We start from the raw sequence: 15,293 nt of genomic DNA on the forward strand, positions 1-15,293 counted from the left end.
CACATTAAGAGGCGAGGATGAAACGATTCCGACCGGACTCTTTTGCGTGATATAACGCTTCATCTGCATGTTTTAACACACTGTCGATTTCAATATCATTCGAATGGCAAGCTCCAAGCGAAACAGTGATGTGGAGCGTACCGGCACTCGTCTCGAACGGGAACGTTGAAACCTTTTCTCGAATAGATTCAGCAAGCTGCGATACTTCTTCTCGATTAGCATGGGGCATGACGATTAAAAATTCTTCGCCGCCGAAGCGACCGACTAAATGGCGCTCATTGCTCTCATTCACGAGGAGCATGCCGAGCTCGCGCAAAACATCATCTCCGACGTCGTGACCGTATGTGTCATTCACCCGTTTGAAATGATCGATGTCGACCAAAATCAATGCGTATTCTTCTGCCTCGACCGTCAAGTTGGCCATGGCTTCGTTCAAGAGACGCCGATTGGCAATCCCGGTGAGCGCATCTGTACGCGCTAGTTGCTGTTGATGTTGGACGTTCTCAAAGTGACGGCGTAGTTCGAGCAGTAATCGATAGGCGGCGCAAGCTCCCCCGTAAGACATTAACATGTAGACGATTAAGACGGGATAGAACAAGTTTAGTGGAAGCGCGGCATAAAGCGCTGCCCCAAAAATGGCAATACTGATCGTAGTGAATACGAGCAAAGTAGGCCGAGTATTATCCATGCGTTTCCGTAAAAGACTTGTTAAGACAACTAACGTAACTATTGTGGCGATGGCTAGATAGAGACCGAGCATGGTACCATTTGTAAAGAACAGAACTAGGGAACGACCGATTAATAATATGATACCTGCGACAGCACCACTCACCCATCCCCCGAATAGAACGGCAAGCAAAACGGGAATATTACGTAGGTCGATGAGTATCCCCTCGAGCGGTAAGGCATTTACCAAAAGGAGGATGGCAATCAATCCGGTCTGTACCCCGAGTAAAACCCTTCCTTTCAAAGGAGACTGTGGAGTTAAACGAGGTCGATTGCGAAACGGTAAAAAGGAAATCGTGAAGAGCGTGAACAAGATACACAGGTTGATAAAGAACGCATTAATGATTGTGAGCATCGAGGCTCCCCCTTATCCCGTATGGAAATATTTAGTTACAGTATATAGCATCTAGTTGGAAACAGACAGGAATAACCTGCTTGCGGAAAGAAGCTCTCTTGAATGACTATTCAAGCAAATCGTCTTGGAATCCTTTTGGATTTATTCAAGTTCTTCTCATCTTTTAGAACTTTCGTTATGGAAAATCGAAAGTTTGGTATGATAAGAGAAAAGGAGGACTGTCCGTGCGTTACTGGGATCATTTTAAGCGAGCGTTTATTCCGATTGCGCTCATTTTGATTGGATTAGCGATCTTTTATACTTTATCAGCTCGAGATAACATGGTGTTGACGCTTTTAGGGGCTGCGATTGTTGGAGTCATCTTATTTTTGGTGATGCGTCATGTGAATCAGGTGGAAGAGGACTGAAGCGAGAACACATTTTGTGGTTCTCGTTTTTTGTTGTCTTGCCACATTTTTGGGTACACTACAAAGTAAGGAGGGATTTATCATGGCAAAAGCTACATTTGCGGGAGGCTGTTTCTGGTGCATGGTCAAACCGTTTCATAAATATGAGGGAGTGGAGCGTGTCATTTCTGGATATACAGGAGGACATATCGACAACCCGACGTATCAACAAGTCTGTTCGGAGACGACAGGACATTTAGAGGCGGTTGAAATCACATTTGATCCAGAAGTCATTTCGTATGAGGAGTTGCTACGCATCTATTGGCGTCAAATCGACCCGACAGATGGCGGAGGGCAGTTCAATGACCGCGGTGAATCGTACCGTCCAGCCATCTTCTATCATTCAGAAGAGCAACAGGCTGCAGCGGAGCGTTCGAAACAGGAAGTGGAAGATTCGGGTCGCTTCGATCGTTCGATTGAAGTCGATATCCGCCCTGCGAAAACGTTCTGGGAAGCGGAAGACTATCATCAAGACTACTATAAAAAAAATCCGTTCCGCTATGAGATGTACCGTGTCGGTTCAGGACGCGCGAAGTTCATCAAAGAGGCATGGAGCGATCGTAAACAACAACAAGCACTTCGTGAACGCTTGACACCGATGCAGTATAAAGTGACGCAAGAAAACGGGACAGAGCCACCGTTTCAAAATGAATATTGGGATGAAGAACGAGAAGGGCTGTACGTGGATATCGTTGACGGGACACCACTCTTCACATCGCACGATAAGTTTCAGTCGAATTGCGGATGGCCGAGCTTCTCACGTCCAATCGAGGAGAAGCGCGTCGATTTGAACATGGACACGACGCATCACATGGTACGGACAGAAGTCCGTTCAAAACAAGGGGACAGTCACCTTGGTCACGTGTTTGATGACGGTCCAAAAGAGCTTGGTGGCTTACGCTATTGCATCAACTCGGCCGCTCTCCGATTCGTTCCTGTAGAAGAGCTTGAAGAGGCGGGATACGGGGAATATAAACACTTATTCAACAAGTGAAGGGGAGAGCCGTATGTTCACAGCCGTCAAACAACAAATTCGGTGCGAGACGATTGGGACCGTCCTTGATTTTTACGACCAGTCGATTCGACAGCTTTCGGAAGAGGCGAGACAAGAGAAGTACGCGAAGATGAGTTCAAGCCCGTTCTCGTTCTTTCGAGGGAGCTCACACTTGTTCTACTACGACTTTGCGAAAGTACCGATCGCCTTTGACACAGGTCCTGACCATCCGACGTTCATTCAAGGAGACTTACACTTTGAAAATTTCGGTGTGTTCGAAGACGGGGCCGGCACCATCATCTATGACGTGAACGACTTTGATGAGGCGTATATCGGGTCCTATCTGTTCGATTTGTTGCGGATGGCGGTCTCTGTCGATTTGTTCGCCGCCGAGTCAGGATTCGACGGCAAGGCAGCCATTCAAGCGTTTGCTGAGTCCTATGCCAAAGCCATTGAAAAACATGCGCTTGGATGGAGTGAGCATATTCAATTCACGAAAGATAATACGTGTAAAGCGGTCAAAAAAGTCATAAAAAAAGCGGAAAAGAAGAAAGATGAATTCATGTCCGAACGGACGGAGGTACGGGACGAGGAACGTTATTTTTCGACGAGTGACGACCTGCTCCCCGTCTCTTCAGAAGTACGGGAGAAAATTGAAGCGGCATGGGGCGATTATCTGTCTTCATTGTCAGACCAACACCGACATCATGCCGATCACTACGAAATCAAAGATATCGCCATCAAACTTCAGAGCGGCACGGCTTCAATCGGTTTAGAACGCTACTATATTTTGATTGAAGGTGCCGACGAAGAACATGATGAAGATGTTATTTTAGAGATGAAGCAAGCACAGTCCGCCGTCCCGTCTCTCTTTCTTCCGACACATCCGCTGTTTGAGAACGGATTGTCGCATCAAGGCGCTCGTGTCGTCGCCGCACAACGAGCAATGGTCCACAGTCGTGACCCGTATCTCGGCTATTTGACAATCGACGATAAAGAATATTATGTGAGGCAACGTTCTCCGTATAAGCGGAAAGTGAAAGCGAAACACATGAAAGATGAGACGTCGCTCATTGAGACGTTGAAAGTGCAAGCGCAAATCACGGCGAAGATTCACGCACGGGCCGATGCGTCATCGAATGTGCTCGATTATACGGCAAGCGAACGAATCGCGGCGGCAATCGGTGACTCCCCGTCCCTGTTTATTCGACAGTTATCGAGATGGGCTGATTTTTATGCAAATCAAGTTCGTTTTGACTATGACGCCTTTTTAAATTGGGTCGAGTCAAGGAATCGTTAAAGATACTTGCGAATCGAGGATGAAATCCTTCACAATGGAAGCGTAAAGGATGTGTACGGACTATGATTACAGAACAACAAGTCATCGCCCAAATGCGTCAGGTGATGACACAGATTGAGTCGTCAACCGGCGAAGCGCAAAAGCGTCATTTGGCAAAGTTAATGGGTTTTTGTGAACTCTTGTTAGCGGAGACGTCTGAAGCAAAAAGCGTTGGGGCATCACAGTCCCCGACCGTGACAAGTGAAACGAAACCTCCGCTTGATCGTCAGATGGCCGCTTTTCTCGGGATTCCCATGGAAGAAGACGAACAACCTAAATCCGATTCATTGCTCGATTTTTGAACCACATGTGATGCACATGTGGTTTTTTTGTGGATTCATTTTCATTGACTTAAATACCATAGGGGGTATAATGGGTACAAGAAACGAAATGTAAATGGAGGCGTGAATATGTTGGACTTTCTTTTTGTGGCAGTCGTCATTGGACTTGTGTATTTCTGGTGGAGTCGTCGTAACAATGTCAAAACGGTTTCGACAGACGATTTAAAACGGAGAATCGCAGAAGAACGGAACATTCAATTGTTGGATGTGCGTGAGCCGCATGAATACCGCGGGGGACATATCAAGCAGGCGAAAAACGTACCTTTATCCGGATTCGGTAATGCTCAAGCGAAATATCCGAAAGAAAAGGAGCGTCCTGTCTATGTCATCTGTCAGAGCGGGATGCGTAGCCAACGCGCGGCAGCGATGCTGAAGAGTGCCGGATATACCGGCGTCTATTCTGTAAAAGGTGGCATGAACTTCTGGCGTGGATAATAGAGGCGACTGGACGAATCGGTTCAGTCGTTTTTTTGTCATCACGTTTTCTCTTTTGCATTTTCGGGGATTCTGCTACGGTAAGGAGAGAGTGAAAGAGAGGGGATCAATCCAATGGCAGTAATTTTATTTGATATCGATGGCACGTTAGTAGATACGACCGGACCGATGACAAAGGCGATTCATGAGGCACTCGAGGAGCTTCCTCATCTTCCGAAACCGAGTGAAGAGGCGGTCCGTTCAGGATACGGCTTGGCAGGTAACGCGTTTTGGGAGCATGTCATCCCGGAAGCGACGCTTGAAGAGATTCGTCTCATTCGCAGACTCCGTCATACGACGCTTGAGCAAACGATGGAAGGACAAAATGTCTTATTTGACGGAATTCGTGAGATGTTGGAGACACTTCACGAGCAAGGTCATACGCTGACGACAGCGAGTAACTGCGGTGTTCATTATATGAATTTGATTTTAGATACGCAACAGATTCGTCCATATATGACGGCACCCGAATGTTTAGAATCTGTTGGGGGCGAGAAGAAGGCAGACATTCTGACAGCGCACCGTGTCCGGCACGGAGAGGCGGACTATATTATGGTCGGTGATCGTAAATCGGATGTCGAAGCGGCTCGCGCTCATGACTTCCCCGTCGTCTTGACAGGATTCGGGTTCGGTAACGAAGAAGAGTGGGCACTTGCAGATCACGTGATTCAATCTCCACACGATTTAGTTGAGTGGGTCAACCGATAAGAAAAGGCTTGTCGCATATCAATGTCGACAAGCCTTTTTGTATACCTATACTCACAATCCGAGAGAGATGTATTTTACTTCTAAAAATTCCTCAATACCGTGATGACCGCCTTCACGACCGAGTCCGCTCTCTTTCCAACCACCGAAAGGCGCTTGCGGCGTTGACGGAAGTCCGTCATTCACACCGACAATCCCATACTCTAACGATTCAGCTAAATAGATCGCTTCATTGATGTCTTGCGTGAACAGGTAAGCGGCTAAGCCAAATGGCGTGTTGTTCGCCCGTTTGATGACTTCATCGAGTGAATCGAACGTCGCAATCGGTGCGACAGGTCCGAACGTCTCTTCGTTCATACAGAGCATGTCTTCATTCGCATAACGGATGACGGCAGGACGGATGAATAAGCCGTCTAGCACCTCGCCACCGTACACTTCACCGCCACGAATCTGTGCGTCCTCAATATGCTTTTCGACTTTACTGAGCGCATCGTCATCGATGAGCGGACCGATGTCGACACCTTCCTCTAGTCCGTTGCCGACTTTCAACGCTTCGACCTCTTTAATGAAACGCTCCGAGAATTCATCGACGACGGCGCGTTCGACATAGATTCGGTTCGCGCAGACGCACGTCTGTCCACCGTTTCGGAACTTTGTGGCGACCGCTTGCGGAACAGCCTTATCTAAATCCGCTTTGGCCGTGACGATGAGCGGGGCATGTCCACCGAGTTCGAGTGAAATCTTTTTCATCGTGTCCGCAGCGTCACGCATGAGCATTTTTCCGACTTCCGTTGATCCTGTGAACGTCAATTTTCGGACCCGTTTATCTTGTTGCCACGCTTTGACGATATCTGACGCTTGTCCAGTGACGAGGTTGATGACCCCTTTTGGGAATCCGGCCTTCTCCGCTAATTTGACCAATTCGATGGCGGTCAACGGGGTTGCCGATGCTGGTTTCATGACGACCGTACAGCCTGCAGCGAGCGCTGGAGCGACTTTCCGTGTGATCATGGCAGCTGGGAAGTTCCAAGGTGTGATGGCTGCGATGACGCCGACCGGTTGTTTGATGGCAAAGATCCGTTTCTGGTTTGATGAAGCAGGAATCGTCTCTCCGTACACGCGTCGTCCTTCTGCCGCATACCAGTCGATGAATCCATTTGCATAGTTGATTTCACCGATTGCTTCCTTGAGCGGTTTCCCTTGTTCCTCGACCATCGTTCGGGCAAGCTCTTCTGTATGTTCTGCAATCAAACGATGCCACTCATTGAGTAGCTCCCCTCGTTCTTCTGCTGTTTTTTGTTGCCATTCTTGTAACGCCTCATGTGCAGCATCGACGGCTTGTGTCGCTTCTTGTGTATCACTTTTTGTCACGACGGCCATCACATTGCCTGTAGCCGGATTGCGTACCTCGATCGTTTGTCCCGTTTCTGTCCATTCCCCATTAATGAAATTTTTCTCTTCTCGCATCTTGATTTCCCCTTTCCAAAAAGTGCACAGTTAATTAGAGGATACCCGTTTTTCTGAAACGCACACAAATTTCCAAAAAATGAGGGGATACTATGTGGATCATCATCATAGGCTATTTAGTCGGAAGTCTGCTCGGGGGCAGACTGTATGGGGTGCTAAGTGGACATGATTTAGCGACAACTGGTTCGAAGAATACCGGTGCACGCAATGCACATCGCATCGGTGGAGTGAAGGCGTTTCTCATCGTCTATGGATTCGACGTGCTCAAGACGATTCTCGTCCTACAGATGAGCGGACCGTATTTTTGGGAGACGGCGTTCGCACTCACGCTCGGGCATATTTATCCATTTTGGCGAATCCATACGGGTGGGAAGGGATATGCCGTTTTTTCTGGAATCATATGGGCATATGACCCGTGGTGGTTTATTGGGGGTCTTGTTATCTTGTTACTCTTAATCAAATTAACAGGGAACTCTCGCAAGACGGGATTAGTCATGCTTACGTTATTACCGTTGGCAGCTTTCGGAAGTCTCGAAGATGTCATCTGGGCCATACTCATCGCTATCGTGATTACGTATCATCATGTGAAGGAGGAAAGAACATGATTGTGTATCGAAAAGCCGAAATATCAGATTTTGAAGCGATACATCGGTTAAATTACGAAACATTCGTTGAAGAGATTCCACAACATCCACCAAATCCGGAAAGGCGACTTGTCGACCGATTTCACGAAGAAAATACATATTGGATCGGGGAAGCGGATGGTGAAGTGATTGCCATGTGTGCGTTACGTGGCAAACGGCCATTTTCATTGGAACAAAAGGGTGTGCGCATTCCTGAAGGGGATTGGATCGAGATTCGTCTGCTCGCTGTGACTAAACCCTATCGGCGCAATCGGACGTTCGCTGGATTGATGCGCGCGGTCATCGACGATGCGACAGAGCGTGATGTTGATGGCATCGTCATCAGTGGAACGACACGTGAACAAGTGCTCTATCGTCGATTTGGGTTTGTCCCATTTGCGGATCCAATCGGTCCTGAGGAAGCACGATATGTGCCGATGGTGTTAACGCGTTCGGCTTTTTATGAATCCAAATCAGCGTCGATTCTACGCCCGAAAAGTTTACTAGCAGGACCCGTTGAATGTTCGGACCGCGTGAGAGAACGACTCTCCATGCAGCCGCGCCCACATCGTTCAAATGAGACGGGACGAGTGCTTGAAGCGGTGCAACAAAAACTGGCGGAACGAATCGGACTCCCGCATGTCTATACGCTTCTTGGAAGTGGGACGGTCGCCAATGATGCGGTCGCGGCTCGATTGGACGGACACGGGCTCATATTCAATGCGGGTGAATTTGGAGAACGTTTGATTGACCATGCCCGGCGTGTCGGTCTGTCTTTTGACGTGGTCTCAGTGGACCAAGAGGGGCAGTGGGATATTTCTCAACTCGAGCGCATTGCACCAGACTGGGTATGGACGGTTCATTGCGAAACATCGTTAGGGATTTTCATCAATCTCGACCCGCTCCATACATGGCAAGGCATTATCGCCATTGATGCGATCAGTGCCGTCGGAACGCTCGTTTATGACTATTCATTTGCGGACTACGTGACCTTCTCTTCAGGAAAGGCGTTACGGAACGCCCCGGGTCTCGCGTTCGTCGCAATGAAGCATCCGGCGATTGCGACACCACATACAGCGCGCTATTTGGATTTATCGCTCTATCAGCCGATTGCCTTCACACAATCGGAACCACTTCTTGCAGCGATGGCGATCGCGCTGGATGAGTTGACAGAAGAAGAAGTCGTTTCGCATTCTGTGAAGATGAATACGTTGCTTAATGCCTTACAAGAGAACGGTTTGACGGTCGATGTGTGTCCTGCTCAGTCACCTGGCATCATCACGATTCGAGTACCGTGCGAGCTGTCCTCGGTCGAGCTCGGGCGCCAACTGTCGTATCAAGGCTATCTCGTTCAGTATGAGAGTAACTATTTGAAACGGGCGAACGTCATTCAAGTATCGACCATGGGTTGGACGACACCTCGCATGATGCGTGACGTCGGTGCTTATATCGCACAATGGATTCGACAAAAAACCGCCACTTCTGAAAGTGACGGTTCGCTTATACTCGAAAGTCTTGGCGTGCCAAATGACGAATCTTTCGTCCGAGGCGTCTCCAATTGAAATAAGCTAAAACGGAGACGACGCCACCTGACCAAAAGAGCCATTCATCCGGTCGGATATAACCGAGTAGCCCGACGAGCAGGCCGAGCAAGATGACGATGGCATTGAACGTCTGGCGGTGCAAGAGTTCCTTGGATTCTAGGGTTCGTTGGAACATGGCTTGCTCCGACAGGCGTTTTCGTGTCGGTTCTTTTAAGTAATTATCGAGAAGCGGAGGAACGTTTAACAGTTTCTTCGCATAGTTGATTCCGGTCTTCACGTAACGATTTTGAAGCGTTGTCCCGTCCTCCTCGAGCCATTCGATGACAATCGGTTTCCCGAGTGTGAACAGGTCGATTTTTGGGTCGAGAATTTGCAGGATCCCGAGTAAGGTCGAAGCGGCACGACCGAAGAAGGCAAATTCCGCCGGGAGCTGAATCGGTTCGTTTTTGACGAGCAATTGAATGTCCTGTAACACCTTCTCAATCAACTTCGTATCGACGGTGTCGATGTCTGTTTCTAAGTAGAAGGTGACCGCCTTCTCTAGCGCTTGGCGAATATTTTGTTTGTTCGCCGTCGGTAAGAGGAATCGCAAGTCTTCTAATCCATCGACGATGCTATCATAGTCGAGCGAGATGAACGCCTGTAAGATATTCCGAATCGTGGCCATGTCTTGTGCCGTCGTCTGTCCGACCATACCAAAATCGAGGAGGATGATGGTTCCGTCTGCCCGAATCTGGACGTTTCCGGGGTGTGGATCGGCATGGAACTGTCCACCAAACAGTAGCTGTTCAGCAGCGAGTGTGAAGAGTCGTTCAGCAAGTGCGGAACGGTCGATTCCATTTTCCTTTAAAAAGGCGAGGTCGGTGATCCGGCGTGCGTCGACCCAGTCCATCGTCAAGACGCGGTTCGTACAGAGATGTTCGTGATAGTCCGGGATATAAATGTCTCGGTTGTCGGCGTATTTGGCTTTAAAATACAGGGCGTTTTTTAATTCAGTTTGGAAATTTAGTTCATCCCCGATGACAAAAATCATTTGGCGATATAAGCTATCTAAGTCGGTTGATTTAGCGAGGGATGTCCGCTTTAACATCGACGTGACAATCCGCATCGCACGGAAGTCGGTCCGGATGATTTTTTCGATATTCGGACGCTGGATTTTAATGGCGACCCGTTTGCCGTTTTCGAGCAGCGTGGCACCATATACTTCCCCGATGGAAGCCGAGGCGACGGCATCGATGCCGACGTCTTTGACGACTTGGGTATATGGGACGCCCCATTCTGCCTCTAGAATCGCGCGCGACTTCTCCCAACCAGACGTCGGGACACGGTCGACGAGCTCTGACAGCTCGTTCAAGACGGCGGGTGGTAGCAAGTCTGCACGAATTGATAAGAATTGTCCGAGTTTGATTAACAAGCCCTCGAGTCGTAGCGCGTTACGCTTATACTCACGCGCGAGCTTGAGCATGAGTGCTTCATATTCTTCTGTCGTGGCGACGCCTTGTTGTTGTTTGCGTGAAAAGGCGTACAGCCGAATGATGAATCGGGCGAACATGGTGACGATAATCAATATGCGGAACAAAGCGATACGTTTCATTGTAATACCGACATCCTTTACGACAGTCGCACGACTGACCTGAATTTTTGTAACTATACTTTACCATACAATGCGTTGAAGAAAGGGCCAGGGATGTTCATGGAATGGGAATTGCTCAACGTCGTCGGAACGATTGCGTTCGCGGCGAGCGGAGCCATCATTGCGATGGATGAAAAATACGATATTTTTGGGGTTTGGTTACTGGCGTTTATCACTGCCTTCGGAGGCGGCGCGATCCGAAACGTCCTATTAGGAAACCCCGTCAGCTTAATTTGGCAACAGAATGATTTATTTATTTTATGTTTTCTTGTCGCACTCCTCATCTTCCTGCTCCCGAGTGTCGTATTGCCACATTGGGAACGCTGGGGTGTCATTGTCGACGCCATTGGTCTCGTCGCGTTTGCCTTTCAAGGGGCGCAGGTCGCCATCAAGCTTGATTTACCTTTATCTGCTGCGATTGCGGCGGCTGTCTTGACTGGCGTCGGCGGAGGTGTGGTCCGCGACTTACTAGCCGGACGAAAACCGCTCGTCTTACAATCTGAAGTGTATGCGATTTGGGCGATTCTCATTGCGGTCATCACGTATTACTTCAAGCTCGAAGGCGGCCTTGCCGTCTATGCATTATTAATTGTCGTCGCGACACTTCGAGTGATATCCTACTATCGGAAGTGGAATTTACCAGCACGTAAAGTCAGATAAGGGGGAACGGAAATGAAAATCTTATTAATGATTGGTGCCGGATTGATGGCACTCGGTGTGGCACTTGGTGCATTCGGCGCCCATGCGCTAAAAGAGAGATTGGCGCCAAACATGTTGGCAAACTGGCAGACAGGTGTGCTCTACCATATGGTGCACGCGCTTGGAATCATTGGGATTGCAGCGCTCCTCATGCGCGTGAGCATCAGCCAGTTCAACGTGGCCGGTTGGCTCATGTTTGCGGGGATCGTCTTCTTCTCAGGAAGCTTGTACGTCATGGCATTGACGGGAATTACAAAACTCGGAGCCGTGACACCGATTGGCGGCGTGTTATTCATCGCTGCCTGGATCTTTGTCATCGTCGGTGCGATGAAACTATAACTTGAGAATCCATTTATTCGATATCCATGCCTTTGCTCATGTTCACATGCAGCGACGGCATGGATTTTTTTGATGAGTCACCCCATTAATTGGAAAAGGGATATACAGCCCTATTCGCTTATTATTTTAAAATAAGGTAAAACGTTCTCTATTTACATAAAACATTACAGAAAGATGTCAAATCGAACAGTCTGAAAAGGTATTGGTAAATAATAAGTTCTATGCATTCATTGTCCGAACCTTTGTTCTTGCGTAATAAAATTGAAATATAACTTTAACAGGAAAATATCTATCAGTTAGATATAATTAGTCGTGTTGAAACTCAACCAAATGATCGTTTTTGTTACATACTGAAACGGCTTTAAATATGTAGTGTAGTAGGTACTCACGTTTGTCATTTAAGAAAGGATGTACCCCATTCATGAATTGGAAACGCACAGTCTCGACGTTGACGCTCGGTGTGATGCTCATCAGCACACATACAGTTGCGGATGCATCGACTTCGATTAAAGAGAAACAAGAACAACAACAAAAAGTAAAAGAAAAGCGCGACAGTGTGAAAAAAGACCAGTCAGAAACATCTTCAAAAATTGAAGGAAACAAGGAAGAGATTTCAAAAGTTCAGGCTGAGGTCAACAAAATGGACGCACAATTGCAAGACATCATCAATGATGTCGCCATGAAACGCCAAGAAATCAAGCGCACCGAGATGAAGATCGAGGATCTTGAAGCCGACATTAAAGATTACCAAGAAAAAATGAAGGCGCAAGAAGCGATGATGAAAGAGCGTATGGCCACGATGCAAAAGAACGGTGGCGGTTCAATCAACTGGGCTGAGTTCATCTTCGGTTCAAAAAATCTCTCTGATCTCGTGACACGTATGATCACAGCTGGAACGATTCAGCGTAGTGACCAAGAGTTGTTCGATGACTATGAAGCGACACAGCGTTCGTTGAAAGAAGCGCAGGCTGACTTGAAAGCAGAGCGTGCTTCACTTCTTGAACAACAAAAAGCACTCGAAGTGCGTCAAGCCGAGCTTGAGAAGAAAATGAAGCAACGTGAAAAACGCATCAAAGAGCTTGAAGAGAAGAACATCAAGTTCGAATCGCAAATCTTTGACCTTCAAGAGATTGAAGCAACATTAGTCGCTCAAGAACAGGCAATCGCGGCTGAAATCGAAGCGCAGCGTCGGGAAGAAGAGGAAGCCCGTCGTCGTGCGGAAGAAGCAGCTCGTCAAGAGGCGGCACGTAAGGCGGAAGAAGCCCGCCAAGCAGAAGCTGCACGTCAAGCTGAGGCTGCCCGTCAGGCAGAGGCAGAACGAGAAGCGGAAGCAGCTCGTCAAGCTGCTCAACAAAAGCAAGACAATAAATCGAATACCCCGTCTTCGTCGTCTTCAAACAACACGGCGGCATCAACGCCAGCTCCAAAACCGGCACCGGCTCCAACGCCAGCTCCGAAACCAGAGCCAAAACCGGCGCCGACGACATCGACGCCAGCTCCGTCTAGTTCGATGTTCATTCAACCGGCTTCAGGACGCTACTCACAAGGATGGGGTCCGGCGAGCGGTGCGTTTGGTTACACGTTCCATAACGGTGTAGACATCGCTGGTCCAACAGGGACACCGATTCGCGCATCTGCGACAGGTACGGTCATTCGTGCAGGTTGGGGTGGCGCATACGGGAACCACGTCATGATCGCACACGTGATCAACGGTCAAGTTTGGACCACGGTCTATGCGCATATGAACTCGGTATCTGTCAGCTCTGGACAGCGTGTGACGCAAGGGTCGAACATCGGGACACTTGGAAACACAGGGAACTCTTCAGGTCCGCACTTGCACTTTGAGATTCATAAAGGCGGCTACTCATACTCGGCAACGAGCGCAGGTAGCACGGTCAACCCGCGTCAGTTCTTCTGATGCATCAACCAGAAAACTCCTTTCGATTGCGAAAGGAGTTTTTGTGCGTAAAAAATCCCTCCGCGATTGCGAAGGGATACTCGTTAGTTGGCTTGCTCGATGTCGCTTGAACGATTTTGGTTTTTACGCATTTGTTCACGCACGTAATAGATAATCGTCAACCCAATCAACCAAGGTACGCCAAACTTCAACAAGATGTTGAAATCCGTGAACCATGTCGTGATCATCAGGCTGAGCAGTAAGACCGCCCCGAGCAATGGGAGGAATGGATACCCCATCATGCGGACAGGGAGTTTTCGTCCGGTCCATTTTTTACGGAAGAACAAGTGGGAGACGAAGACCATGAACCAAGTGAAAATAGCTCCGAACATCGAAATTCCCATCAAGAATGGATACGATGACTCCATGAATACTTGTAGCAAAGCGGCGAGGACGATCCCGCCCGTTGAAACGAGTAGCGCGAACATCGGGATCCCATTTTTGCTGATTTTTTTGAACGCTTTCGGTGCATCGCCGGCTTCCGCAAGCGAGTACATCATACGTGTCGACGCGTAAAGCTGCGCGTTCATCGCAGACAAGGCGGCGATCAAAATCACAAAGTTGAGGATGCCTGCCGCGAACGGGACATCAAACTGTTCCATGACGAGCACGAACGGACTTTGGTCGATCCCGGCTTGCTGCCATGGGATCAGCATGAGCATGATCGCGAGCGTGACGACATAGAAGAACGTCAAGCGGAACACGGTCGCGCGTAAAGCGCGTGGTACAGCCTGGTCCGGGTCTTTCGCTTCTCCCGCTGTCACAGCGACAAGTTCGGTTCCAAGGAAACTGAAGAGGGAGATGAAAATCGTCACCCACATTCCGTAAAAACCGAACGCGAAGAAGCCTTCGTTTCCTGTCGTGATTGACTCAATCGGTGATTCTGGTTCGCCGAACAATGTGGCGGCACCGAGGACGATGAATAAGATGATGGCAGTTACTTTGATGAAGGATAACCAGTATTCGGTCGTTCCGAACGTGTGAACGTGACGGGCGTTGACGTAAATGAGTAGTCCACCGAAGAGGGCGACCCAAACGAACCCGTTCACATCTGGGAACCAGTAGCGCATGTAGATGGCGATGGCACTGACTTCAACTCCTACAGCCAGTACGTTCGCGACCCAGTAAGAGTAACGGACGAGAAAACCGGCGAGTGGATGAACGTATCGCTCGGCAATCGTTCCGAATGATCCGGATGTTGGATGGGCGACCGTCATTTCGGCGAGAGCACCCATGAGTAAGAGGACGATGAACGCCCCGATGGCATAGCTGACGAGCACGCTCGGGCCAGCGGTTTGAATCGCGAGACCGCTTCCGAGGAACAGCCCGGTTCCGATGGCGCTCCCGAGGGAAATCATCGTAAGTTGCCGGGTGGACAGCTCGCGCTTTAGTTTATTTGTTTCCAAAATCGATTCTCCTTTAGCTGAGTGAAATGTTGTTGTGGACGACTATAGCAGACGAAAAAAAACAATGTCAATTCGAAAAATCGATGAAGGTTTCTCATTTTTGGATGCACATATAGAGGCAAAGTTTTTATAATTTTTTTATTTGACATGGATTCATCTGCCCTGTATAGTACGAATTAACTTAACTGAAACGAATAAAGGCGTCGACGAAGAGAAGTAACGACGAATCCTGTATGACAGAGAGC

At 48.6% G+C, this 15,293-nt stretch carries 15 protein-coding genes and 1 other annotated feature (1 of these 16 only partly in view); of the genes, 11 read left to right on the forward strand and 4 right to left on the reverse strand.

The window, feature by feature from the left end; genetic code table 11:
- Positions 1-4: 4 nt before the first annotated feature.
- The gene (locus KNO73_RS11685) at positions 5-1,081 is read right to left on the reverse strand and encodes a diguanylate cyclase (protein ID WP_214687640.1); all 1,077 of its coding nucleotides are present in this window, start codon (positions 1,079-1,081) and stop codon (positions 5-7) included.
- 224 nt (positions 1,082-1,305) lie between these two features.
- Here KNO73_RS11685 and KNO73_RS11690 point away from each other — a divergent pair, with 224 nt between their 5' ends.
- The 6 genes from KNO73_RS11690 (at position 1,306) to KNO73_RS11715 (ending at position 5,383) form a co-directional block, all read left to right on the forward strand.
- Positions 1,306-1,488, forward strand: coding sequence for a hypothetical protein (locus tag KNO73_RS11690; protein WP_031422036.1), 183 nt, complete (start codon positions 1,306-1,308; stop codon positions 1,486-1,488).
- Positions 1,489-1,570: 82 nt separating this feature from the next.
- Positions 1,571-2,521 carry a peptide-methionine (S)-S-oxide reductase MsrA gene (gene msrA, locus KNO73_RS11695; RefSeq protein ID WP_215112524.1) on the forward strand — a complete coding sequence of 317 codons (951 nt, stop codon included), beginning with the start codon at positions 1,571-1,573 and terminating at the stop codon, positions 2,519-2,521.
- Positions 2,522-2,534: 13 nt separating this feature from the next.
- A complete protein-coding gene (locus tag KNO73_RS11700; protein WP_214687636.1) occupies positions 2,535-3,821 on the forward strand; it encodes a DUF2252 domain-containing protein in 1,287 nt (428 codons plus the stop codon).
- Between the two features lie 62 nt (positions 3,822-3,883).
- Complete coding sequence (locus KNO73_RS11705; protein ID WP_078147766.1) at positions 3,884-4,162, forward strand: DUF5327 family protein; 279 nt, start codon at positions 3,884-3,886, stop codon at positions 4,160-4,162.
- A gap of 108 nt (positions 4,163-4,270) precedes the next feature.
- Positions 4,271-4,636 (forward strand): rhodanese-like domain-containing protein, encoded by a 366-nt coding sequence (locus tag KNO73_RS11710; RefSeq protein WP_215112525.1) that lies wholly within the window; start codon positions 4,271-4,273, stop codon positions 4,634-4,636.
- Between the two features lie 114 nt (positions 4,637-4,750).
- Entirely contained in the window at positions 4,751-5,383 is a 633-nt protein-coding gene (locus tag KNO73_RS11715; RefSeq protein WP_031422042.1) for an HAD family hydrolase, read from the forward strand.
- Positions 5,384-5,434: 51 nt separating this feature from the next.
- Here KNO73_RS11715 and KNO73_RS11720 read toward each other — a convergent pair whose 3' ends face one another.
- Positions 5,435-6,847 (reverse strand): NAD-dependent succinate-semialdehyde dehydrogenase, encoded by a 1,413-nt coding sequence (locus tag KNO73_RS11720; protein ID WP_214685298.1) that lies wholly within the window; start codon positions 6,845-6,847, stop codon positions 5,435-5,437.
- 92 nt (positions 6,848-6,939) lie between these two features.
- On the opposite strand from KNO73_RS11720, the gene KNO73_RS11725 reads away from it, so the two are divergent.
- Together KNO73_RS11725 and KNO73_RS11730 are read left to right on the forward strand one after the other, a co-directional pair.
- Positions 6,940-7,452, forward strand: coding sequence for a glycerol-3-phosphate acyltransferase (locus KNO73_RS11725; RefSeq protein WP_215112526.1), 513 nt, complete (start codon positions 6,940-6,942; stop codon positions 7,450-7,452).
- Positions 7,449-9,032, forward strand: a complete 1,584-nt coding sequence (locus KNO73_RS11730) for a GNAT family N-acetyltransferase (protein WP_215112527.1) — start codon at positions 7,449-7,451, stop codon at positions 9,030-9,032. The genes KNO73_RS11725 and KNO73_RS11730 overlap by 4 nt, the downstream gene beginning before the upstream one ends.
- Here the strand turns inward: KNO73_RS11730 and KNO73_RS11735 are convergent.
- Complete coding sequence (locus tag KNO73_RS11735; protein ID WP_215112528.1) at positions 8,971-10,608, reverse strand: ABC1 kinase family protein; 1,638 nt, start codon at positions 10,606-10,608, stop codon at positions 8,971-8,973. The two genes, KNO73_RS11730 and KNO73_RS11735, sit on opposite strands and share 62 nt — an antisense overlap.
- A 93-nt stretch (positions 10,609-10,701) precedes the next feature.
- Between KNO73_RS11735 and KNO73_RS11740 the strand changes: the two genes are divergently transcribed.
- The 3 genes from KNO73_RS11740 (at position 10,702) to KNO73_RS11750 (ending at position 13,603) form a co-directional block, all read left to right on the forward strand.
- Positions 10,702-11,307, forward strand: coding sequence for a trimeric intracellular cation channel family protein (locus KNO73_RS11740; RefSeq protein WP_012727503.1), 606 nt, complete (start codon positions 10,702-10,704; stop codon positions 11,305-11,307).
- 12 nt (positions 11,308-11,319) lie between these two features.
- Entirely contained in the window at positions 11,320-11,685 is a 366-nt protein-coding gene (locus KNO73_RS11745) for a DUF423 domain-containing protein (protein WP_074035530.1), read from the forward strand.
- Between the two features lie 421 nt (positions 11,686-12,106).
- A complete protein-coding gene (locus KNO73_RS11750; protein ID WP_214815340.1) occupies positions 12,107-13,603 on the forward strand; it encodes a murein hydrolase activator EnvC family protein in 1,497 nt (498 codons plus the stop codon).
- An 83-nt stretch (positions 13,604-13,686) separates the two neighbouring features.
- Here the strand turns inward: KNO73_RS11750 and KNO73_RS11755 are convergent, their stop codons facing one another.
- Positions 13,687-15,048 carry an amino acid permease gene (locus KNO73_RS11755; protein WP_215112529.1) on the reverse strand — a complete coding sequence of 454 codons (1,362 nt, stop codon included), beginning with the start codon at positions 15,046-15,048 and terminating at the stop codon, positions 13,687-13,689.
- A gap of 194 nt (positions 15,049-15,242) precedes the next feature.
- Positions 15,243-15,293: a binding site (T-box leader), on the forward strand; it runs 178 nt beyond the window's last position.

The sequence above is a fragment of the Exiguobacterium sp. s83 genome, from assembly GCF_018617095.1.
In the GTDB taxonomy this organism is placed as follows: Bacteria; Bacillota; Bacilli; order Exiguobacteriales; family Exiguobacteriaceae; genus Exiguobacterium; species Exiguobacterium profundum.